We start from the raw sequence: 20,614 nt of genomic DNA on the forward strand, positions 1-20,614 counted from the left end.
TTCTATTCGCTCCGGCTTGCCAGCGCGTTCACGGCAGCAACCGTGATGGCGGAGCCGCCGAGGCGGCCTTCAACGGTGAGCGCCGGTGCCGGCGGATCGGCCATCAGCGCGGCCTTGGATTCGGCCGCGCCGACGAAGCCGACGGGACAGCCGATGATCGCAGCCGGCCGCGGACAGTCGCGATCCTCCAGCATGTTGAGCAGATGAAACAGCGCGGTCGGTGCATTGCCGATCGCGACGATCGCGCCATCAAGATGCGGCCGCCACAGCTCCAGCGCAGCGGCCGAGCGCGTGTTGCGCATGGACTGCGCCAACGCGGGCACGGCGGGATCGCCGAGCGTGCAGATCACGGCATTGGCGGCGGGAAGTCTTGCGCGCGTAATGCCTTCGGAGACCATGCGCGCGTCGCACAGGATCGGCGCGCCCTTCTGCAAGGCCGCCCGCGCGGCTTTCGCCATACCAGGCGTGAAGCGGATATGCGCCTCGAGGCCGACCATGCCGGCGGCATGGATCATCCGCACCACCACCGGCTCCTCGTCCGGCGTGAAGCGCGCGAGATCGGCCTCGGCCCGGATGGTGGCAAAGGATTGCCGGTAGATCACAGCGCCGTCGGTCTCGTAGGTGTGCGGCATCAGTTCCCTCCGACCAGGATGGAGGGATCGCTGACGATGTCGGCGCCGTTCAGCCCACGCAGGGCCGGCGCGTCGCGGGTTGAGCCGTCGCGGACGAGATCGAACCCGGCGCGCGTTGCAATCAGCGTGACCGCAGCCGCGCCGGAATGGGCGCAGCCCTTGCCGCAGCCGGAGACGTGGAGCCGCGCGTCGGCGGCGATGCGCGGCGCCAGCGCCGCGGCTAGCGCGCGCGTATCGGCATGGGCCTCGCGGCAGCGCGGCGCGCCGCTGCAGGCGATGACGCGCAGCGCCGGATCATGGGGCCTCGTGATGAGCCCCGCCCCGCTCGGCATCTCGCGCTTGCCCTCGCTCAGCACCATCCGCCAGGGCGTCATGCGCAGCGCATGGCCGCAAGCAGAGAATTGATGCAGCGTCGCGTGCAGCATCTGCCCGAACGCCACCCCGACCATTGCGCCTTGCGGATAGTGCCCGGGCCGCACCGCGGCCATCACCGGCGCAGGCTCGGTCTCGCCGCGCAAGGATTGAGGCAACACGGCGCCGGATGCGATGTGAGCTGCCATGCGCCCACGCCCGCCTTTCGCACCGCCGGAGATGAGGAACCAGCTTGCGAGCGCCAGCGCCGCGCTCACAGCCTGGCCGCGATCGACGGAGCGGCCGAGCTTGGCGCCGTCCGCCCGCACCAGGAGACCGCCCGAGCGGTCGCGCTCGATGCGGATGTCGGCGGAATCGCCGGCGAGAACGCGCGACCGCCCGTCATCGATGGCGAAGCCGAACTTGGTGGGAAGGGCAAGGCCGGAATCGGCGAGCGCCTCTTCGAGCTCCGCCGTGAGCGACTGCGTTTCGTCGCCGTTGCTCCAGAACGGCGTCACCAGGATGTTGCGCCTGGCTTCGATGTCGGCGTCGGGATCGAGCAGTGCCAATCGCGCAAGGCCGTCGAGCAACGGCCGATGGCCGTCCTCCTGAACGCCCCTGATCTGCAAGTTAGCCCGGCTCGTGACGTCGATCAGACCATTGCCGAAGCGCTCGGCGAGTTCCGCAAGCCCGGAGATTTGCGGCGCTTCAAGGCGCCCGCCGAACGGACGCACGCGCACCACGAGCCCGTCGCCCGATCGCATCGGGCGCAGTGCGCCGGGACACCATCCCTTAACCGTGGCCGTGCTCATGACGCCTCCCGCAGCGCCGCTGCAATCGAATTGCGGCGGGTTCGCCAGAGCGAGGCTTCGTGCAGGCGCGTGAAGCAGGTTTCCATTGCGGCGAGTGCGGACGGATTTTCGCGCGCCATGAAGGCGCGGACGTCGTCGTTGCCGAGTGTCGCGTCGTAATAGAGGTCGAACAGATGCGGCGGCACGGCGCCGGCGAGATGTGCGAAGGCGGCCATGTGCTCCAGCGTCGCGGTGATCTCGGCGGCGCCGCGGAAACCGTGGCGCATCATGCCGGCGATCCAGTCCGGATTGGCCGCGCGTGCGCGAACGACGCGCGATATCTCTTCCGTCAGCGTGCGCGCATGCGGTTCGCCCGGCCGTGTCGCATCGAGATGATAGAGCGACGGCGCGCCTGCCCCGAGGTGCGCGGCTGCTGCGGCGATGCCTGCCTCATGCGCGGCATAGTCGGCGGCGAGCAGCAGATCGGTTTCGGGCAAGTCCTGGACGTGGACAAAAGCATCGGCGGACGCGAGACGCTGTTCGATACCTGCGCGATCCCGCTGCATCGCGCCATCTGCAGAGAACGCCCAGGACGATGCCGACAGCCACGCTTCGCCAGCGGCCTCGCGCGTCTCCGGCGTGAAGGCATCCGGGATCGCCGACAGGCCGACGCCGTATTGTCCGGGCCGCGGCGCGAACACGCGGCGCGCACGATGCCGATAGGGGTTCTCATCGCCCTCGTCCTCGCGCGCGGCGAGCGCCTCGGCGGCGGCTTCGAACAATTGCGCCAGACCTGCGAAGACGTCGCGGAACAGGCCGGATACGCGCAGCGTCACATCGATGCGCGGGCGGCCGAGCTCGGCCGGCGCGATGATGTCATAACCGGTGACGCGGCCGGACGCATGATCCCAGCGCGGCGCGAGGCCGGCCAGATGCAGCGCCATCGCAAACTCTTCGCCTGCGGTGCGCATGGTCGCCGAGCCCCAGAGATCGACGACGAGACCCTTCGGCCAGTCGCCATGATCCTGCAGATGGCGCCGCAGCAGCTCTTCGGCGAGCTTGATGCCTTGGGCATGCGCCGATGGCGTCGGCACCGCGCGCGGGTCGACGGCGAAGAGATTGCGCCCTGTCGGCAGCACGTCCTGACGCCCGCGATACGGGGAGCCCGACGGCCCCGGCGCGACGCGTTTGCCGGCGAGCGCGGAACGCAATGCATCGCGCTCCGCATCGGCACAAGCGCCGCGGCCGAACACGTGCAGGCCGTCGCCGAACTGGCTCTCCTTGAGATCGCAGACGAAGCGGTCGATCCGCGGGATGGCTTCGGCTGGTGCTGCCGAGGCATCGAGGCCGAGATCGTCTTCGAGGCCCGCCACTCGCGCCTCGTCGCGGATCGACGCGATCAGGCGTTGGCGACGGGCGGGATCGAGGCCGTCAGCGGTCGAATACTCATCGAGCAACCGTTCCAGCCGACGTAGACCTTCCGGCACCGCGGATGTCTGAAGCGGCGGCGGCAGATGACCGATCGTGACCGCGCCGATGCGCCGCTTGGCCTGCGCGGCCTCGCCGGGATCGTTGACGATGAAGGGATAGATGACGGGGAAATCGCCGATCAGTGCTTCCGGCCAGCAGCTCGAGGACAGCGCCACGGATTTTCCGGGCAGCCATTCCAGCGTGCCGTGCGCGCCCATATGCACGACGGCATCGCAGCCCTGCTGCCTGAGCCAGAGATAGAATGCGACATAGGCATGGCGCGGCGTGCGGGTGAGATCGTGATAATCGGCATCGCGCGAGGCCGCATCGCCGCGCTCGGGCTGGACTGCGATGACCGACTTGCCGCACGCGATGGCGGCGAAATGGAATACGCCGTCGCGGCAGCTCGGATCATCCTCCGGTGCGCCCCAGGCTTGCGCGAGATCGTCCTGCAAGGCTTGCGGTAGCCCCGACAGCGCCGCACGATAATCGGCAACACTCCAAGCCAAACTCTGCTTCAACAGTGTCTCGCCGAGCGCATCGACCGGCGCAACGTCGAAGCCGACCTCCGCGAGATCGGAGATCAACGCCTCGACCGACGCCAGCGCATCGAGACCAACGGCGTGCGCGATCTGATGCGGACGGCCCGGATAGTTCGACAGCACGATCGCCAGCCGCTTCTCACCGACAGGCGTCTCTGCGAGGCGCCGCCAAGCCGCGACGCGCGCGGCAACGGCATTGACGCATTCCTCATCCGGCCTGTGCGCCAGATGCGAAAACTGCAGATCCGGATCGCGCTGGCCGGCCGATTTGAAGCTCACCACGCCGGCGAACAGGCGGCCGTCGACCTCCGGCAGCACGACATGCATCGCGAGATCGCCGGGCGACAGGCCGCGCAACGATTCCGCCCAGTCCTCGCGCCGCGCCGTGGAGAGCGCGACCTGGAACACCGGACAGGACGCGGCATCGAATGGCGTCGTGCCGTCGTCGCCAAGGGCCGAGAACGCCGTCGCATTGACGATCGCCGCCGCAGGATGTTGCGCCAGATGCGCGCGCAGCCAGTCGGCAACGCCCGGCGCCTTCAGCGAGGTGACGAACGCGCCGTAGGCGTCAAATCCCTTCTCGCGCAGCGCGACAATCAAGGCGTCAACCGGCCCCGTATCGGCGGCGGTGAGATAGGAGCGATAGAACGTCACGAGTGCGCGCGGCTTGCCCTCGCCGCCCGCCGGCGCGGCAATGACGCCGCGCGCGGGATCGTAGAATCCCATCTCGGGCACGGTCATCTCCCCGATGACCGGGCCGGCATAGAGGCCTGAGGCCAGCGCGAGCTGCGCGATCGCCGCTTGCGCGGCGACCGGGCCACCGGTGTCGCAGAGCTCCTTGAGCCGACGCAGCGTCGAGACCGGCAGGGTCGAGTACCCGTCCAGCCGCGTGTCGTCGCGGCCGTCGGCCGGCAGCACCGCCAGCACGATGCCGCGATCCTTCGCGAGTTGCTGGAGCGCCGCAAGCCCGTACGCCCAATAGGACTCCCCGCCGATCAGGCGCACCAATATGCCGCGCGCCTGCGACAGCGTGCGCTCGATGTAGGTGTCGACCGACAGCGGATGCCGCAGCTCCGCGAGATTGGCCAGCCGCAGCGACGGCAGGCTGCCCCGACCGCGCCGCCAGCCGGCCGCGAACGCGGCCAAATCGGAATCCGAATACGAGAGCACCACGAGATCGGCCGGGTCCTGGCCGATGTCTCTTGGCGTCGCGGTCTCCTCGAGACCGCGGCTCTCGCGGAAGACGACGTGCATCAGATACCAAGTCCTGCCTTGATGGCGGCCTCGTCGATATCGCCATGCTCGCCGATCACGACGAGCTTGGACTGCCTGTGACCCGCGCCCCATGGCTTGTCGAACTGATGGCGCACCCGCTCGCCGACCGCCTGCAGCAACAGGCGCATCGGCTTGCCCGCGACCGCGATGTAGCCCTTGGCCCGCAGGACGTTCTGCTCGCGCGCCAGCTTCTGGACGGAGGCAACCAGTGCCTCGATATCCGCCACCTCCGGAAGGTCGATCACGACGGAGGCGAAATCATCATGCTCATGCTCTTCCTCGCCGTCGTGATGCGAGGGCCGCGCGGCGAGATCATTCTCGGCCGCAGCGCCGAGGCCGAGGATGACGCGCGCATCGATCGCGCCGTCGGTGACCGGCAGCATCGGCACGCGGCGCGGCATCTCGGCGGTGATCGCCGCCTTTGCGGCTTCGATGCCTGCGGCGCCCGCAAGGTCGGCCTTGGTCAGCAGCACGATGTCGGCGCAGGCGATCTGGTCCTCGAACACTTCCGACAGCGGCGTCTCGTGATCGAGATTGTCGTCCGCCGCGCGCTGCGCTTCCACCGCAGCCGGATCCGGCGCGAAGCGGCCGGCCGCGACGGCCTCGGCGTCGGCCAGCGCGATCACGCCGTCGACCGTGATGCGCGAGCGGATCTCCGGCCAGTCGAACGCCTTCAGCAGCGGCTTTGGCAGCGCCAGGCCCGAGGTCTCGATCAGGATGTGATCGGGCCGCACCGGCCGCGCCAGCAATTGCTCCATGGTCGGAATGAAATCGTCGGCGACGGTGCAGCAGATGCAGCCATTGGCGAGCTCGACGATGTTCTCCTCCGGGCAGTTCGCATCGGCGCAGGACTTCAGGATCTCGCCGTCGACGCCCTCGCTGCCGAACTCGTTGACGAGCACCGCGAGCTTCTTGCCGCCGGCATTGCTGAGCAGATGCTGGATCAGCGTCGTCTTGCCGGAACCGAGAAAACCGGTGACCACCGTGACGGGGACTTTTGCGAGCGAGTTCATTCAGCGGCCTCCGGCACGACGGCAATGGGGGGAATGCGGGCAAGCGACTGCTTGCGGAAGATCTCGGGACGGCTGCGCCATGGCACGATTCCGTCGGGCGCCGCCGCGTAGGCCGCAGCGCCCGCGACCACGTCCTGCGCATTCGCATCGGACAGGCGGCCATAGACATAGGACCAGCGGCCGGGCGCGCTGAGCGCGACCGAGCAGCCTTGGCTGCAGGCCGACAGGCATTCGACGGGAACCACGCTGACGCCCTCGGGCACGCCGGCCTCGAGGATCGCGCCATGCAGGCGCTTGCCGGGCGTCGTCTCGCCCTCGCCAAGCGTCTGGCCGGCGCGGCAGGTGATGCAGACATGAAGTGTGACGGTCATCGCCTCTTCCAGATAACAGCGGGAGGCGATGAGGCGCACGGACCATTCTCCAGAAAGGCCCGCTTCCCCGTCGCGGAACACCCCGTCCGCCGGTCCAAAACTCGTCCGCGCTGGCAGGTCTCCCGGCTTGCGGAGCAGGGTTTTGGCCCTTCGATCCCCGCCTTCCCGATTCCAAAAGGAATCAGTGGCTTCGGGCATCTCTCCGGTCACGGTCGCGGGGGCGGCTGCAGTTTGGATCCAGATCTTGCCGATTCGGACCCTATCGCATTCCCTCTTCGCCTGTCATAGGACAGGAACCAACGCCGGGCCACCATTTGCCGGTGGCCGCCACTTGTCAAGCCGAAGGACCGGGTCCCATGACATCTGAACCGGATACCCAAACAGCCGAGGAAACCGACATCAGGCATGCCCAGAAAATGGCGAAGAAGAAGGCCGCCCGCGACAGGATCATGGCGACCAAGAGCGGCGAAAAGGGCCTGATCATCGTCCATACCGGCGCCGGCAAGGGAAAATCCTCCTCCGCCTTCGGCATGATCGTCCGCTGCGTCGCGCATGGCTTCCCTTGCGCGGTGGTGCAATTCATCAAGGGCGCCTGGGATACGGGCGAACGGCGCCTGCTCACCGGCCATTTCGGCGATCTCTGCCAGTTCCACGCGATGGGCGAAGGCTTCACCTGGGAGACGCAGGACCGTGCCCGCGACATCGCCGCAGCGCGCGCCGGCTGGGAGAAGGCCAAGGAGCTGATCCTCGACGAACGGCTGCGCATGGTCGTGCTTGACGAGATCAACATCGCGCTGCGCTACGATTATCTCGATATCGCCGAAGTCGTCGAGTTCCTGACGACCCAAAAGCCTGCGATGACGCATGTCGTGCTCACCGGGCGCAACGCCAAGGACGAGCTGATCGAGATCGCCGACCTCGTCACCGAGATGACGCTGGTCAAGCATCCGTTCCGTTCCGGCATCAAGGCGCAGGCCGGCGTCGAGTTTTGATGCTGATGAGATCGGATTCTAATGCTGCGCCAAGGGAGGTATGCTCCCTCCCCCGCTTGCGGGGGAGGGTTGGGGAGAGGGTATCTCCGCAATCGAGAGCCCCCAAGAGGAGAAAACCCTCACCCGTGCCTTCGGCACGACCTCTCCCGCAAGCGGGAGAGGTGCAACGAGCCCGCAGCTGCTTGATTCAACTCAATCCCATTCCGCTTTAAAAGATATCGATGGCACGCGCATTGATGATCCAGGGGGCCGGCTCGGACGTGGGCAAGTCGCTCATCGTCGCCGGCCTCGCGCGCGCCTTCACGCGCCGCGGTCTACGGGTGCTGCCGTTCAAGCCGCAGAACATGTCGAACAACGCCGCGGTCACGGTCGACGGCGGCGAGATCGGCCGCGCCCAGGCGCTGCAGGCGCTCGCCGCCGGTGTCGAGCCGCACACCGACATGAACCCGGTGCTGCTCAAGCCCGAGACCGATGTCGGCGCGCAAGTCGTGGTTCACGGCAAGCGCATCGCGACCGCACGCGCGCGCGACTACGCGGCGATGAAGCCGTCGCTGATGGGCGCGGTGCTCGAGAGTTTCGAGCGCCTGAAGGCGCGCGCCGATCTCGTGCTGGTCGAAGGTGCCGGCAGCCCGGCCGAGGTGAATTTGCGCAAGTCCGACATCGCCAATATGGGCTTTGCCCGCAAGGCGAATGTGCCGGTCGTGCTGGTCGGCGACATCGACCGCGGCGGTGTCATTGCCCAGCTCGTCGGCATCAAGACGGTGATCGACCCCGACGATGCCGCGATGATCTCCGGCTTCGTCATCAACAAGTTCCGCGGCGACCCCACCCTGTTCGACGACGGCTACAATCTGATCGAGCAAAAGACCGCATGGCGCGGGTTTGGCGTGCTGCCCTGGTTTCCGCGTGCTGGCGAGCTGCCGGCCGAAGACGCGCTCGGCCTGCGCGATGCGCGCAAGCCGGGCCGATGCAAGATCGCCTGTCTCGCGCTGTCGCGGATCGCCAATTTCGACGATCTCGATCCGCTCAAGCTCGAGCCGGGTGTCGATCTCGTGATGGTGCGCCCGGGCGAGGCGATCCAGGGCGACGTGCGCCTCGTCATCATTCCCGGGTCGAAATCAACCCGGGGCGACCTCGCCTTCCTTCGTGCGCAGGGCTGGGACATCGACCTGCTCGCCCACCACCGCAGGGGCGGCCATGTGCTCGGCCTCTGCGGCGGCTATCAGATGCTGGGACGCAGCGTCGCCGACCCCGAAGGCATCGAAGGACCTGCGGGCGACACGCCGGGCCTCGGGCTTCTCGATGTCGAGACGGTGATGAGCCCGCAGAAGACGCTGACGCGCGTTGCGGCCGTGCACGCGGCGACGGATCAGCCGATCCAGGCTTACGAGATCCACATCGGCCGCACCGACGGCCCGGATCGCGCCCGCCCCTTCGCGAGGCTGGACGGCGAGCGTGAAGGTGCGATCTCGCGCGACGGCCGTGTGCAGGGCAGCTATCTGCACGGCCTGTTCACGTCGGATAATTTCCGCAAGGCATACCTCGCCAGGCTGGATATTCCCGCGGGCGACGAGCCCTATCACGCCAGGGTCGAGAGCGCGCTCGAGGCACTGGCCGATCACATGGAAAAGCATCTCGACGTCGAAGGCCTGCTCGCGCTAGCGCGCTAGGGCCTCGGCAAGGCGCGTCCATTCGGCTTCGCTGCCGGGCAGCCCGAGACGCAGCCATGTCGGCTGTTGCGCGAAGACGCGGGACCAGATGTGGACGCGCGCGAGCTTGTCTTGAGCGGCCCGCGCGTCAGGCGTCTGGTAAAGACGGAACAGCGGTGTGCCGCCGATGAGCCGCCAGCCTTGCGAAGGCGCCATCGCGTCGAGACGAGCACAATCATGGGCGAGCCGCGCCGACGTAACCTCGGCCCAGGCCTCATCGCGCAATGCACGACAGCCGATTTCGATCGCCGCGCCCGAAACGGGCCATGGGCCGGACATTGCGGCAAGCCTGCCGATGTCGGCGGCATGACCGATGGCGAATCCGAGCCGCAGGCCGGCAAGCCCGTAAAACTTGCCGAACGAGCGCAGCACCAGCAGTCCCGCCTGATTCGCCTGCGGCGCAAGCGACAGCTGCGGAACGGCGTCGGCAAAGCTCTCGTCAATGACGAGACGGCCGACGCGCGGCAGCAGCGCCAATAGATCCTGTGGCGCAGAACGCCGGCCATCCGGATTGTTTGGATTGACGACGATGGCGAGGTCCGCGCCCGGCAGCGCGCCAAGCTCTCCGACTTCCTGCACCTCCCAGCCTGCGGCAGACAGCACGCCGGCATATTCATTGTAGGTCGGCGCGAAAATACGCGCGCGACCGGGCGGCACGAGTTGCGGCAGCAATTGGATCGCAGCCTGCGCACCGCCAAGCGCAACGATTGGCGCGCCGGTGCGGTACGCGTGCCCTGCGGCCTGATGCAGCGCCTCGATCTCGGCACGTGACGGCAGCGCGCTCCACGCGCGCGCGCTCACCTCGCCCACGGGATAGGGCAGCCGGTTGATGCCGGTCGACAGATCGATCCAATCCTCCGCGCGTCCGCCAAAACGCTGCTGGGCCAGGTCCAGATTTCCACCGTGCTCGCGCATGCCCCGTTGTTTCATGCGAAGGCCAGGATCGCAAGCAGGCCTGCGACCAGCAGCATGGCGCGACGGTAGACGGTCAGCGCCTCCGCGATGTCGGCGGCGCGCGGATCGCGCGCGCCTTTGTTCAGCCAGGGCTCGTCGGTCGCGCTGCCGTGATAGATGCGGGGACCGCTGAGCCGCACACCGAGTCCGCCCGCCATCGCCGCTTCCGGCCAGCCGGCATTGGGCGAGCGATGATGGCGTGCATCGCGCGTCATGCAGGCCAATGCTTCCGACCGTTGCGGTGCCAGCAGCACGAACAGGAATCCGGTCAGCCGCGCCGGGATGAAATTGGCGACATCGTCGATGCGCGCTGCCGCCCAGCCAAAGGCTTCGTGCCGTTCGCTGCGATGGCCGATCATGGAGTCCAGCGTGTTGATCGCCTTGTAGCCGAGGATACCGGGCAGGCCGAACAGCGCGCCCCAGAACACCGGCGCGACGATGCCGTCTGAGGCGTTCTCGGCAAGGCTCTCGATCGCCGCGCGCGCGATGCCGGCCTCATCGAGGCTTGCGGGATCGCGGCCGACGATGCGCGAGACCGCATCGCGCGCGGCGGCGACGTCGCCGGCAAGCAAGGGCATGGCGACGGCCGCCACATGATCATGCAGCGAGCGCAGCGCGACCAGCGGCCAGGCCAGGATGCCAATCAGCACGATCTGGATCCAGCCCGAAGGAAGCAGTGATTGCAGCGCCCAACCGAGCGCCACGGAGAGCGCAATCACCGCAACCGCGGCGGCGGCGCCAGCGGCTCGGCGCGATGCCGGCGGATCGGACGCGCGATTCCAGGCACTGTCGACGGCCGCAATCAGCCCGCCCAGCCAGGTGACGGGATGGCCGATCCGCGCGAACAGCCACGCCGGCCAGCCCAGGAGGGCATCCACCGCCATCGCCACCACCATCGCGCCCGCAAAGTCCACATCTAGCTCCTGTCCCGCCCCTGTTGCGCAAGACGGCGGCCGAGTGCAAGCCCCTCGCCGCCTGATTTCGGCTTTGTCTTTGGCCGCGTTTGATGATTAGTGCTGCGGCAGGAGACCTTCATGGCCGTCATCTTGATCACCGGCGGGGCGCGATCGGGCAAGAGCACCCGGGCGGAAGCGCGCGCGCGCAGCTTTCCCGGCCAGCTCGTCTATATTGCGACCGCCGAGGCGCTCGATGGCGAAATGCAGGAGCGCATTGCGAAGCATCGCGCGCGGCGCGGAACCGACTGGATCGAGCGCGAGGCGCCGCTCGATCTCGTGCAGGCCCTGGTCGAGACCGAGGGCGGCGGCGCGAGACTGGTCGATTGCCTGACGCTCTGGCTGTCCAACCTGCTGCATTCCGAGCGCGACTGGTTACGCGAGGTGACGCGCCTCGCAGACGTTCTTCCCCGCCTGCGGAGTCCGGTCATCATGGTCACCAACGAGGTCGGTCTCGGCATCGTGCCCGACAACGCGCTGGCGCGCAGCTTCCGCGATGCCGCCGGGATCATGAACCAGATCATTGCCGGTGTCGCCGACGAGGTCGAGTTCGTCGTCGCCGGCCTGCCGATGAAGCTGAAATGATCCCGCGCGCCGAACTGCTCAAAGACATCTTTGCCGATCTCAGGATGGCGACATCGTTCGTGACGATCCTCCCGCTGGCATCCTCGAAGCCGGCTGGTGACGGCGCGATCGCGCGCGCGACGTGGGCGCTGCCGGTCGCGGGACTGCTGGTCGGCCTCGCCGGCGCCCTGGTTTACAAGATCGCCACTCGCTGCGGACTGACGCCGAGCCTTGCCGCGTTGCTCGCGCTGGCCACGACCGCCCTCATCACCGGCGCGCTGCACGAGGACGGACTTGCCGACACCGCGGATGGACTCGGCGGCGGCCGCACGAGCGAGCGCAAGCTCGAGATCATGCGCGACAGCCGGATCGGGACCTATGGTGTCTGCGCCCTGATCCTGTCGTTCGGCCTGCGCTGGAGCGCGCTTGCGACGATCGCAAATCCATGGGCCGTCATGCTCGCGCTGTGTGCGGCGCACGTGGCTGCCCGCGCCGGCGTGCCGGCCTTCATGTCGCTGGTCCCGTCGGCGCGGCCTGATGGGCTGTCAGCCAGCGCCGGGGCGCCGCCCGGCCGTAGCATCGCCATCGCCTTCGCGCTTGGAACGCTCGCGCTTGCCCTGGCGTTGGGGCCAGCCAAGGCGCTGGTCGGCCTGATCCTGCTGTCGCTTGCCGGCCTGTTACTGGCGCGGCTTGCCATCCGCCAGATCGGCGGGCAGACCGGCGACATCCTCGGCGCGTTCGAGCAGACGGGCGAGATCCTGATCCTGCTAGTGGCGGCGTCCTTCCAGATGGGGCGATGACCTCATGGTCGAGTTCGACGATACCTTCCGCCAGCACTTGCGCGAGCTGTTCGTGTGGCGGCGCGACGTGCGCCGCTTCCGCAGCGATCCATTGCCGGAGGGTGCGATCGATCGCCTGATCGAAACCGCCTGCCTCTCGCCTTCGGTCGGGCTCAGCCAGCCCTGGCGCTTCGTCACCGTCGATGACGGCGCGCGGCGCCGGGCGATCACCGACGATTTCAAGGCGTGCAACGCCGATGCGCTCAATTGCTATTCCGGCGAGCGCGCGGCGCGCTATGCCACGCTGAAACTGTCGGGCCTCGAACAGGCGCCCGGCCATCTCGCTGTGTTCGCGGACAAGGCCAGCGATATCGGCCACGGGCTCGGCCGCGCCACCATGCCGGAGACGACGGAATATTCCGTGGTCGCCGCCATCACCGCGATGTGGCTCTCAGCGCGTGCCGAAGGCATCGGTATCGGCTGGGTTTCGATCCTGACCCCCACGCGCATACACGGAGCTCTCGACGTGCCTGAAACCTGGAAGTTCATCGCCTATCTCTGCATCGGCTATCCGGAAGTCGAATGCGACCAGCCGGAGCTCGAGCAGGCCAAGTGGGAGCACCGACGCGGCGCGGACGAGTTCACGCTGAGGCGCTAGCAGAGACCAGCGTATCGAAACGCCCTCGATGTCTGGAGGTGAAGACCAGGCCGGAAAATCGCGACTTTAGCGTCGCACGAAATTCGCAACACAGCGAAATCGAATTTTCTGGAATTCATCAATCTGACCCTACCTCAGTATGGTCACGTCATACCCCCGCACAATGGCGACGACCAAGAGTTCTTGCTATCCATGAACGCAGAGTGAAACGCAACGGAACCGGCCCCGCGAGCCGGCAGTTGCAGGACAAGGTCCGGCGGCGTAGCGCCCGCCGGCCTGTCTCCGAATCCAGCGGCAGGATGCCGCTCGAAGACCTGGTGTCGACCGTCACATTTGGTTGCCGAGAGTACGCCATGAGAAACATCGCCGATCTTCTCGTGCGGTTTTGGCAAGGGTACCAGCCTGCATCCGAAACTCAGGTTGCGGCCGTGGCCGAACACCGAGATCAATCCAGCATGGCTGATTTTGTCCGCATCCTGCAGGCCTACGATCAAGACCAGTGGGGCGACCGCGTCCGTTCGCGAGCAGTAGCGCAATACTCGGGGTTGATGGTGCCGCCCGGCCCGTGATTGAAGTCCCAAACCGGAGTCTCGGTTAGTCTAGCTCTGAGTTCGCCGTCCGCACGGCCGTCTCCTCCTCCCGGCCAAACCGCTCGACCAGGAAATCGATGAACAGCCGCACCTTCACCGACAGGTGCCGGGTCGGCGGATAGACCGCGTAGAGCGCCAGCGGCGGCGCGGAATAGCGGTCCAGCACCGTGCGCAGCTCGCCTTTCTGCAACGCATCGGCCGCAATGAACTCCGGCAGCAGCGCCAAGCCCCTGCCCTTGATCGCGACGTCGCGCAACACCTCGGCATTGTTGACGCAGAGCGACCAGGCCGGCTGGATCCAGTGGTCGCCGTCACTGCCTGTGAGCTTCCACTGATTGCCCGTGAGCAGGAAGCCGTAGGTCAACGAAGCATGCTCGCGCAGATCCTGCGGATGCTTTGGCGTGCCGTGCCGCGCCAGATAATCCGGCGACGCGCAGATCATGCGGGCCACCGGCATGATTTTGCGTGCGATCAGGCTGGAGGATTCCAGCTCCGCGATCCGCAACGTCACGTCAAAGCCGTCCTGCATGGGATCGAGCAGATCGTCGCTGAGCACGATCTGGAGCTGAAGCTCCGGGTAACGCGCCATGAAATCGGCGAGCACCGGCCCGAGCCGGATCGTGCCGAACGACATCGGGGCGTTGACACGCAGCAGGCCCCGCGGTGCCGATTGCGCCTGCGTCACCGCCTGGTCGGCTGCCTCGATCTCCGCGAGAATCACGACCGCGCGCTCGAAATAGCGCTGGCCGTTCTCGGTCGGGCTGGCGTGTCTTGTGGTGCGGTTCAGCAGCTGGACGCCAAGGCTCTCCTCGAGGTCGGCGATGTACTTGCTGATCGCCGAGCGCGACAGCCGCAGCTGCCGGCCGGCCTCGGCAAAGCTGCCGCTTTCCACCACCTTCACAAAAGCCCGGAGGCTGCCGAGCTTATCCAAGGGGGCGCCTCGTCGATTGTTTCCAAATCGTAGACATAGCGGTCATATTTGCACGGATTGTCCCCAATCCAAACCGGAACGATATTTCCGGCCAGAGCAAGACCGCTCCCTGAATGGAGGACGACAATGTCTGGACTGCACCACGTCACCGCGATCGCCGGCGACCCCATCCGCAATTTCGGCTTCTACACGCGGGATCTCGGCCTGCGCTTCGTCAAGAAGACGGTCAATTTCGACGATCCCGGCACCTATCACTTCTATTATGGCGACGAGACCGGCCGCCCCGGCACCATCCTGACCTTCTTTCCGTGGGCGGGCGTCTCGGCCGGGCGCCGCGGCGTCGGCGAGACCCACCAGACCGCCTTCCGCGTGCCGCAGCGCTCGCTCGGCTACTGGACCCAGCGCTTCACCGAGAAGGGCGTCGCGTATGAGGCGCTGGAGAAGCGCTTCGGCGAGTCCGTGCTGCCGTTCACCGATCCCGATGGCATGGCGCTCGCGCTGGTCGGGGTATCAGGTGCCGAGAACGAGCCGGGCTGGAGCAATGGCGACGTGCCGGCCGAGCACGCGATCCGCGGCTTCCACGGCGTGACCCTGCTGCTCGACAGCGCGGCGAAGACGGCTGCCATCCTCACCGACGTGTTCGGCTTCAAGGAGACCGGGCGCGAGGGCTCGGTGATCCGTTTCAAGGCGCCAGGCGATGTCGAAGGCAGCGTCGTCGACATCTACGAAGCCAAGGGCTTCCTGCGGGGCCATCAGGGCGGCGGCTCCGTCCACCACATCGCCTTCCGTGCGGCTGACGATGTCGATCAGGGCAAGATGGCGCAAAGGCTCGTGAGCAATCACGGCCTGCATCCGACCGAGCAGCGCGACCGCAACTACTTCCGCTCGATCTACTTCCGCGAGCCCGGCGGCGTGCTGTTCGAGATCGCGACCGACATCCCCGGCTTCGCGGTCGACGAGCCCGTCGCGAGTCTCGGCCGCGAGCTGAAGCTGCCTGCTTTCCTCGAACCGCACCGCAAGCAGATCGAGGGCGTTCTGCCGAATCTGGAAGAGACCGCGTCATGACCGAGACTTCATTCATCCATCGCTTCGAGCCCGCGACCAGCGCGGGCTCGCCCCCGCTGCTGCTGCTGCACGGCACCGGCGGCGACGAGAACGACCTGCTCGGCCTCGGCAAGATGATCTCGCCGGGCTCCGCCCTGCTCTCGCCGCGCGGCCGCGTGCTCGAGCACGGCATGCCGCGCTTCTTCCGCCGCCTCGCCGAAGGCGTGTTCGACGAGGACGACGTGCGCCGCCGCGCGAACGAACTCGGCGACTTCGTCGCGGAGGCGCGGCAACGCTACGGCCTCGCCGCGCCGATCGCGGTCGGGTTCTCCAACGGCGCCAACATCGCCGCGGCGCTATTGCTGCTGCAGCCGGACGTGCTGGCCGGCGCGATCCTGCTGCGCGGGATGGTGCCGTTGTCGGATCCGCCCGAGGATCCGCCTAAGCCTGCGCTCGGCGGCAAGCCGGTGCTGCTGCTCTCCGGTCACGCCGACCCGATCGTTCCGGCGAGCAATTCGGCACGCCTCGCGGCGTTGTTGTCGGACACCGGCGCGCGCGTCGATCACAAGGTGCTGCCAACAGGCCACCAATTGTCGCAGGCCGATGTGGCGCTGTCCCGCGACTGGATCAGCACGGTCGAGGCCGAAGCGGCATGATCTGACGAGCAGCGCCATGTGTAGGGTGCGTTAGCCTTGGCGGCCGCGCAAAGCGCGGTCGGCATGGCTTAACCCGCCGCTTCGGTCACTGCGCAGAGGGCGACCGATCGGAACACGGTCAAGCGATGCACGTTGAGCCGATGCATATGTGATCCATGGATACGCGTAGTGCATCCCGACATGACGACTTTCCTGGGTGTTGAGGCCTGCAACTTGACCGCCGCAGTGCCGGCGGCTGACGCGATCCTGTTCGGCGCGTCGGATGCCACCCCGTACCTTGCAGGTCAGACCAGCCATGCCGCAAAAGCGCCGGATGTCATCCGTCACGCGCTACGTCACTATGAGAGCGATCTCACCCGCTGGGATTTCGACCAGGAGGCCGAGCTGCTCGATCCGACCAAAACGAGGGTCTTGGACGGCGGAAACGTGCCGACCGACCCCATGACTCCGGAGCGCAACCGCGACGCGATCAGAGCAGCTACGCAAGCCGTCCTTTCGGCTGGCGCCGTTCCGATCCTACTAGGCGGTGATGATTCCGTCCCCATTCCTTTCTTCGAGGCGTTCCAGGACAGCAACGGACTGACCATCGTGCAGATCGACGCCCACCTTGATTGGCGGGATCAGCGAAACGGATCCGGCTATACCTTCTCCAGCACGATGCGGCGCGCCAGCGAATTGCCCTGGGTCAAGCGCATCGTGCAGGTCGGCTTGCGCGGCATCGGCGGCTCCGGTCGCGCGGAATTCGACGATGCAAAAGCGTGGGGCGCGAAGATCTTCACGGCAAGACATGTCCAGCATTACGGGATCGCAAGCGTGGTCGAGGCGATCGAGGATGACGGCGAGTGCCTGATGACCATCGATTGCGACGGTCTCGATCCATCGGTCATCCCCGGTGTGCTCGTCCCACAGCCCGGCGGTCTGTCCTACTTCGATGTGGTCGATCTCATACGGGGTGTCGCGACAAAGTCCAGAATAGTCGGCCTGGACATCGTCGAATACGTTCCCGAGCGCGATGTGCAAAATCTTGGAGCGATTGCGATCGCGCGGATCATCTGCAATGCGCTGGGCTGCATTGGGCGGCGGAAGGTATAGTGGTTCACCCTTCCGAGCACAGTCGTCTCAAGTCCACCATCCGTCACCGGGATAGGCAACACGATCCGCCGAAGAGATTTCCATCCCCACGCCCCTTCGAAGACGGCTGGCGTAGAATGCGAGAGGCGTTCCCTCGTTGTGCCGGCACCAGCGCACCTCGCCGATGAAGAGCGTGTGGTCAGCGATATCGATCGATTGGACCACCTCGCAGGCGAACTGCGCGATCGCCTGCGGGAGCACGAAAAATCCTTGGCGAGGCACGAGCGGCGAAGCGTCGCGCAACAACGGCCTTCCGGCGAAGTGCGCGCAGAGCGCAGCATCTTCCGCATGCAGGACATTGACCGAATAGACGCCGGACTTGACCACAGCCTGCCACGTCCGCCCGTGCATGAGTGAGACAAGCACGGTTGGCGGGTTTGCCGAAACCGTCGTGAAGCTGTTGGCGGTCATGCCGAGCGGCGCGCCATCCTGGTCGACGGTCGCGACGACCGCAATGCCCGTCGCGAACCGCGATGCAGCTGCCCGAAAACCGGCCGGTTCGGCAACGTGACCCATCACGCGCCTTCGACCGTGAAACGGCAGAGTGTCGCCCCCTTGGGCGAATAGTTTGGCACGTCGGCTGCGACCTTCCGGCCGATCTCCGAACCGAGCGCCGCGTCCATCGCAGCAGCGTCGGGGAAGAAGGCCTGGAAGATGCAGAAAGGCGCTTCCCCCGGTCCGAGTCGTTCGGGGAAAGCGTAGTGATGACGCACCAGACCGGGCAGCGTCGCTGCCAGGGGTACGTGCTTGTCCACGTAATAGGCCCTGAAGGCCGATGGATCGTCGGGCGTCGGGTAAAGGACGGTCAGGCAGTGCATTGGTGTTCCTCTCAGACATGGTTCAGCCAACCGCCTAGGACAGGATCGATTCCGTATGGCGGTTCGGCGTCAGGCGGCGATCCTGCCGCGACTATCGATCCAGGCGTGGATGCGTTTGTCGCTCGCCAGACGATCCCACTGGCGCTCCGGATAATTGAAGTTCTCGGTGAACTCGTCGCAAAGCGCCCGGTCCTGCGACATGGCGAAGATCAGCCGGCCCATGGCCTCCGATGGCGGCTGCAACATCATGTTGGTCCAGCGGGCAGCGGCAAGCACGCGGTTCTCGCGCGCGCGGTCGACCTCCTCGACGAAGCGCGCATCGAATGCCACCGCGCCGGTGATCGCCTTGCCGAGCTCGAAGGCCGCATATGAGGCCATGTTGGCGCCCTGGCCCATCAAGGGATCGACGACGGAGTGAACGTCGCCCAAGGCAATGGCGAGCTTGTCGCCGTCGAAAGCCACCCAGGACTGCCGCACCGTCGGCACCACCGCGCCTTGCAGCAGGTCGAGCGGCTGGGCCAGCCCGAAGCGGTGCGTGTCGATGCGGTCGTAGGTGTGCGGATGATGCTTTTCCAGCTTGTCCAGAAGGGTCTGGCGGAATGCTGCCGGGTTGTCATCGTAGCTGAGCGACACCAGGTCGGCCATGTCGCCGCCGGGAATGTTTTCCATCAACAGCGCCGTTTTCATGCCGCCGAAGCTCAGCGTGGGAATGACGATCATCTCGCCATGGCCGGGCGAGACGGACAGGGTGACGCCGCGCGGATCGTCGTCATCCGGGCTGCCATGATCGACGCCGTCGTACAGGCCGACGCAAAGCAGGCGCTGCGGCCGGCTGTATGGAGAGAGTTCGGGCCGGTGAGCGAACATGCGCCCGAGCGCGCCCTTGCCGGTGGAGACGACGAGAAGGTCGAAACGCGAAACCAGCGCGGGGATGTCGTCATCCTGAATGCTGGCATATTCGATCAGGCCGCCACGATCCTCGAAGTCCTTCATCAATGCCGGCAGGTAGATCCGATAATCCACCGCGCGGCTCGGCCGCTGAAATGCACCGCGGAACAGGAGCCCGCCGTTCGGGAAATTGAAGTAATGATCGTGGTGGTGATAGACCACCTGGGGATCGTCCCAGTGGTTCACTCCGAGCTCGATCTCGCGCGCGATGGTGACGCTGTGATGCGCGACGGTGTTCATCAGCCGTGTCGCCGCATATTGCTCCGGGGCGCGATCCGTCAGCACGGTTGCCATGATGCCCTGCTTCTGCAGGTAGAGTGCCAGATGCAGGCCGCCGATACCGGCCCCGAGAATGCCGATTGATTTGCTCATTCGCGTTCCTCCCCGAACGCAGGAAGGCTAGACCGGACCAGCCATGCCGTATATGGAATGGTCAGAATAATATAAATTCCGGCGAGGAATGAATGGACCGGATCGAGGCGCTGCAGACCTTCATCCGGGTGATGGAGGCAGGGAGTTTCACCCAGGCCGCCGACGACCTCGGTTTGGGGCAGCCGGCGATCAGCAAGCGGATTGCGCTGCTGGAAGCCGAGTTTCGCTGCCGGCTGTTCGTGCGCACCACGCGCAAGCTGCGGCCGACCCCGGAAGCCGACCGCGTGTTGAAGTACGCCAAGGACATTGTCGCGCTGCTCGAGAGCGCGGGCGCGCCGACGCAGAGCCGGATCGGCAATCCGTCAGGGACGTTGCGCATGACGGTGCCGACGTCGTTCGGCCGCTTCTTCTTCCGTGAGATCTTCGCCGAATACACCCGCCGCTATCCTGATGTCCGGCTGGACGTCAGTTTCACGGAACAGTTCGTCGACCTCATCGAAACCGGGACCGAGCTTGCGATACGGATCGGCAGCCTCAATTCGAGTTCGTTGGTAGCGCGGCGGGTGGGCACCATTAAGCGCCTGCTGGTGGCGGCGCCCGGACTGCTTGCGCGACATCAGGTGCCCTCGTTGCCGGATCATCTGCGCCGCATGCCCTGCGTCACCTACTCACGCCTGTCGCAGAAGAACCAGTGGACGTTCGAATCCGAAACCGGCCGTTACGTCGTGGACATCACGCCGGCGATGACCTGCGACGATGCGGACGTGATGACGCTGGCTGCATTGGAGGGGATAGGCGTCGCCGTGCTGCCGAACTGGTGTACCCAGGAGCACATCGCGGCCGGCCGCCTCGTCCATGTGCTGCCCGACTTCGTCGTGCCGCCGCTGCCCATGCATGTCGTCTATCCCGACCCGCAATGGATGTCACACCAGGCGCGACTGTTCCGCGATCTGATCATCGAACGTGCGGACGTCTTCACGCTCGTTGACCGCTTTCGAAACGCCGATCTCGCCGCTTCGGCAGCCACGGAAGTTAGCTCGTTCCGTTGAGCGTTCGGCGTCTGGAAAGGG

The 20,614-nt window shown here is 66.5% G+C and carries 21 protein-coding genes and 1 riboswitch; of the genes, 10 read left to right on the plus strand and 11 right to left on the minus strand.

Annotated features, from left to right (window positions below; translation table 11 throughout):
• Positions 1 to 2: 2 nt before the first annotated feature.
• Genes ACM43_RS16185 through ACM43_RS16205 form a run of 5 tightly spaced genes read right to left on the minus strand, consistent with a single transcriptional unit; the run spans position 3 to position 6,445 of the window.
• A complete protein-coding gene (locus ACM43_RS16185; RefSeq protein ID WP_271541201.1) occupies positions 3 to 632 on the minus strand; it encodes a precorrin-8X methylmutase in 630 nt (209 codons plus the stop codon).
• The gene (cobG, locus tag ACM43_RS16190; RefSeq protein ID WP_271541203.1) at positions 632 to 1,795 is read right to left on the minus strand and encodes a precorrin-3B synthase; all 1,164 of its coding nucleotides are present in this window, start codon (positions 1,793 to 1,795) and stop codon (positions 632 to 634) included. Before cobG ends, ACM43_RS16185 begins: the two co-directional genes overlap by 1 nt.
• Entirely contained in the window at positions 1,792 to 5,040 is a 3,249-nt protein-coding gene (gene cobN, locus ACM43_RS16195) for a cobaltochelatase subunit CobN (protein WP_271541206.1), read from the minus strand. Before cobN ends, cobG begins: the two co-directional genes overlap by 4 nt.
• The gene (cobW, locus tag ACM43_RS16200) at positions 5,040 to 6,074 is read right to left on the minus strand and encodes a cobalamin biosynthesis protein CobW (RefSeq protein ID WP_271541208.1); all 1,035 of its coding nucleotides are present in this window, start codon (positions 6,072 to 6,074) and stop codon (positions 5,040 to 5,042) included. The genes cobN and cobW overlap by 1 nt, the downstream gene beginning before the upstream one ends.
• The gene (locus ACM43_RS16205; protein WP_025035271.1) at positions 6,071 to 6,445 is read right to left on the minus strand and encodes a DUF1636 family protein; all 375 of its coding nucleotides are present in this window, start codon (positions 6,443 to 6,445) and stop codon (positions 6,071 to 6,073) included. The genes cobW and ACM43_RS16205 overlap by 4 nt, the downstream gene beginning before the upstream one ends.
• Before the next feature lie 95 nt (positions 6,446 to 6,540).
• Positions 6,541 to 6,761: riboswitch (cobalamin riboswitch) on the minus strand.
• A gap of 40 nt (positions 6,762 to 6,801) precedes the next feature.
• Between ACM43_RS16205 and cobO the strand changes: the two genes are divergently transcribed.
• A complete protein-coding gene (gene cobO / locus ACM43_RS16210) occupies positions 6,802 to 7,437 on the plus strand; it encodes a cob(I)yrinic acid a,c-diamide adenosyltransferase (RefSeq protein ID WP_271541210.1) in 636 nt (211 codons plus the stop codon).
• Positions 7,438 to 7,658: 221 nt separating this feature from the next.
• Positions 7,659 to 9,107 carry a cobyric acid synthase gene (locus tag ACM43_RS16215; protein ID WP_271541212.1) on the plus strand — a complete coding sequence of 483 codons (1,449 nt, stop codon included), beginning with the start codon at positions 7,659 to 7,661 and terminating at the stop codon, positions 9,105 to 9,107.
• On the opposite strand, the gene cobD is transcribed toward ACM43_RS16215, so the two are convergent.
• Entirely contained in the window at positions 9,096 to 10,061 is a 966-nt protein-coding gene (gene cobD, locus ACM43_RS16220; RefSeq protein WP_271541245.1) for a threonine-phosphate decarboxylase CobD, read from the minus strand. The two genes, ACM43_RS16215 and cobD, sit on opposite strands and share 12 nt — an antisense overlap.
• A gap of 11 nt (positions 10,062 to 10,072) precedes the next feature.
• Positions 10,073 to 11,014 carry an adenosylcobinamide-phosphate synthase CbiB gene (gene cbiB, locus ACM43_RS16225; RefSeq protein WP_271541214.1) on the minus strand — a complete coding sequence of 314 codons (942 nt, stop codon included), beginning with the start codon at positions 11,012 to 11,014 and terminating at the stop codon, positions 10,073 to 10,075.
• Between the two features lie 120 nt (positions 11,015 to 11,134).
• On the opposite strand from cbiB, the gene cobU reads away from it, so the two are divergent.
• The 4 genes from cobU (at position 11,135) to ACM43_RS16245 (ending at position 13,623) form a co-directional block, all read left to right on the plus strand.
• Positions 11,135 to 11,638: a bifunctional adenosylcobinamide kinase/adenosylcobinamide-phosphate guanylyltransferase gene (gene cobU / locus ACM43_RS16230; RefSeq protein WP_271541216.1), complete on the plus strand. Its 504-nt coding sequence runs from the start codon at positions 11,135 to 11,137 to the stop codon at positions 11,636 to 11,638.
• Positions 11,635 to 12,417, plus strand: a complete 783-nt coding sequence (cobS, locus tag ACM43_RS16235) for an adenosylcobinamide-GDP ribazoletransferase (RefSeq protein WP_271541219.1) — start codon at positions 11,635 to 11,637, stop codon at positions 12,415 to 12,417. Before cobU ends, cobS begins: the two co-directional genes overlap by 4 nt.
• Before the next feature lie 4 nt (positions 12,418 to 12,421).
• Entirely contained in the window at positions 12,422 to 13,054 is a 633-nt protein-coding gene (bluB, locus tag ACM43_RS16240; RefSeq protein ID WP_271541221.1) for a 5,6-dimethylbenzimidazole synthase, read from the plus strand.
• Between the two features lie 203 nt (positions 13,055 to 13,257).
• Positions 13,258 to 13,623, plus strand: coding sequence for a hypothetical protein (locus ACM43_RS16245; protein ID WP_271541223.1), 366 nt, complete (start codon positions 13,258 to 13,260; stop codon positions 13,621 to 13,623).
• 25 nt (positions 13,624 to 13,648) lie between these two features.
• Here ACM43_RS16245 and ACM43_RS16250 read toward each other — a convergent pair whose 3' ends face one another.
• Positions 13,649 to 14,575, minus strand: coding sequence for a LysR family transcriptional regulator (locus ACM43_RS16250; RefSeq protein ID WP_271541225.1), 927 nt, complete (start codon positions 14,573 to 14,575; stop codon positions 13,649 to 13,651).
• 126 nt (positions 14,576 to 14,701) lie between these two features.
• Between ACM43_RS16250 and ACM43_RS16255 the strand changes: the two genes are divergently transcribed.
• The 3 genes from ACM43_RS16255 (at position 14,702) to ACM43_RS16265 (ending at position 17,367) form a co-directional block, all read left to right on the plus strand.
• The gene (locus tag ACM43_RS16255; protein WP_271541227.1) at positions 14,702 to 15,640 is read left to right on the plus strand and encodes a ring-cleaving dioxygenase; all 939 of its coding nucleotides are present in this window, start codon (positions 14,702 to 14,704) and stop codon (positions 15,638 to 15,640) included.
• Complete coding sequence (locus ACM43_RS16260; RefSeq protein ID WP_271541229.1) at positions 15,637 to 16,275, plus strand: alpha/beta hydrolase; 639 nt, start codon at positions 15,637 to 15,639, stop codon at positions 16,273 to 16,275. The genes ACM43_RS16255 and ACM43_RS16260 overlap by 4 nt, the downstream gene beginning before the upstream one ends.
• A gap of 168 nt (positions 16,276 to 16,443) precedes the next feature.
• On the plus strand, positions 16,444 to 17,367 hold the full coding sequence (locus tag ACM43_RS16265) for an arginase family protein (protein ID WP_271541231.1): 924 nt from the start codon (positions 16,444 to 16,446) through the stop codon (positions 17,365 to 17,367).
• Between the two features lie 27 nt (positions 17,368 to 17,394).
• On the opposite strand, the gene ACM43_RS16270 is transcribed toward ACM43_RS16265, so the two are convergent.
• The 3 genes from ACM43_RS16270 to styA all read right to left on the minus strand — a co-directional run bounded on the left by ACM43_RS16270 (position 17,395) and on the right by styA (position 19,544).
• Positions 17,395 to 17,922 (minus strand): flavin reductase family protein, encoded by a 528-nt coding sequence (locus tag ACM43_RS16270; protein ID WP_271541233.1) that lies wholly within the window; start codon positions 17,920 to 17,922, stop codon positions 17,395 to 17,397.
• Positions 17,922 to 18,224, minus strand: coding sequence for an EthD family reductase (locus tag ACM43_RS16275; protein ID WP_157282565.1), 303 nt, complete (start codon positions 18,222 to 18,224; stop codon positions 17,922 to 17,924). The genes ACM43_RS16270 and ACM43_RS16275 overlap by 1 nt, the downstream gene beginning before the upstream one ends.
• Before the next feature lie 69 nt (positions 18,225 to 18,293).
• Complete coding sequence (gene styA / locus ACM43_RS16280) at positions 18,294 to 19,544, minus strand: styrene monooxygenase subunit StyA (RefSeq protein WP_271541236.1); 1,251 nt, start codon at positions 19,542 to 19,544, stop codon at positions 18,294 to 18,296.
• Positions 19,545 to 19,636: 92 nt separating this feature from the next.
• Between styA and ACM43_RS16285 the strand changes: the two genes are divergently transcribed.
• Complete coding sequence (locus tag ACM43_RS16285; protein ID WP_271541238.1) at positions 19,637 to 20,593, plus strand: LysR family transcriptional regulator; 957 nt, start codon at positions 19,637 to 19,639, stop codon at positions 20,591 to 20,593.
• Positions 20,594 to 20,614: the final 21 nt, after the last annotated feature.

It is taken from the genome of Bradyrhizobium sp. CCBAU 45321 (assembly GCF_028128975.1).
Taxonomy (GTDB): domain Bacteria; phylum Pseudomonadota; class Alphaproteobacteria; order Rhizobiales; family Xanthobacteraceae; genus Bradyrhizobium; species Bradyrhizobium yuanmingense.

What these genes read in the sequence shown, in the direction of transcription:
- cobO (WP_271541210.1), top strand. Translation starts at nt 6,802, where the DNA reads ATGACATCTGAACCGGATACCCAAACAGCCGAGGAAACCGACATCAGG.
- cobN (WP_271541206.1), bottom strand. Translation starts at nt 5,040, where the DNA reads ATGCACGTCGTCTTCCGCGAGAGCCGCGGTCTCGAGGAGACCGCGACG.
- ACM43_RS16205 (WP_025035271.1), bottom strand. Translation starts at nt 6,445, where the DNA reads ATGACCGTCACACTTCATGTCTGCATCACCTGCCGCGCCGGCCAGACG.
- ACM43_RS16285 (WP_271541238.1), top strand. Translation starts at nt 19,637, where the DNA reads ATGGACCGGATCGAGGCGCTGCAGACCTTCATCCGGGTGATGGAGGCA.
- ACM43_RS16255 (WP_271541227.1), top strand. Translation starts at nt 14,702, where the DNA reads ATGTCTGGACTGCACCACGTCACCGCGATCGCCGGCGACCCCATCCGC.
- ACM43_RS16275 (WP_157282565.1), bottom strand. Translation starts at nt 18,224, where the DNA reads ATGCACTGCCTGACCGTCCTTTACCCGACGCCCGACGATCCATCGGCC.
- ACM43_RS16260 (WP_271541229.1), top strand. Translation starts at nt 15,637, where the DNA reads ATGACCGAGACTTCATTCATCCATCGCTTCGAGCCCGCGACCAGCGCG.
- cobW (WP_271541208.1), bottom strand. Translation starts at nt 6,074, where the DNA reads ATGAACTCGCTCGCAAAAGTCCCCGTCACGGTGGTCACCGGTTTTCTC.
- cobU (WP_271541216.1), top strand. Translation starts at nt 11,135, where the DNA reads ATGGCCGTCATCTTGATCACCGGCGGGGCGCGATCGGGCAAGAGCACC.
- cobD (WP_271541245.1), bottom strand. Translation starts at nt 10,061, where the DNA reads ATGCGCGAGCACGGTGGAAATCTGGACCTGGCCCAGCAGCGTTTTGGC.
- styA (WP_271541236.1), bottom strand. Translation starts at nt 19,544, where the DNA reads ATGAGCAAATCAATCGGCATTCTCGGGGCCGGTATCGGCGGCCTGCAT.
- ACM43_RS16215 (WP_271541212.1), top strand. Translation starts at nt 7,659, where the DNA reads ATGGCACGCGCATTGATGATCCAGGGGGCCGGCTCGGACGTGGGCAAG.
- ACM43_RS16270 (WP_271541233.1), bottom strand. Translation starts at nt 17,922, where the DNA reads ATGGGTCACGTTGCCGAACCGGCCGGTTTTCGGGCAGCTGCATCGCGG.
- cobG (WP_271541203.1), bottom strand. Translation starts at nt 1,795, where the DNA reads ATGAGCACGGCCACGGTTAAGGGATGGTGTCCCGGCGCACTGCGCCCG.
- bluB (WP_271541221.1), top strand. Translation starts at nt 12,422, where the DNA reads ATGGTCGAGTTCGACGATACCTTCCGCCAGCACTTGCGCGAGCTGTTC.
- ACM43_RS16185 (WP_271541201.1), bottom strand. Translation starts at nt 632, where the DNA reads ATGCCGCACACCTACGAGACCGACGGCGCTGTGATCTACCGGCAATCC.
- cobS (WP_271541219.1), top strand. Translation starts at nt 11,635, where the DNA reads ATGATCCCGCGCGCCGAACTGCTCAAAGACATCTTTGCCGATCTCAGG.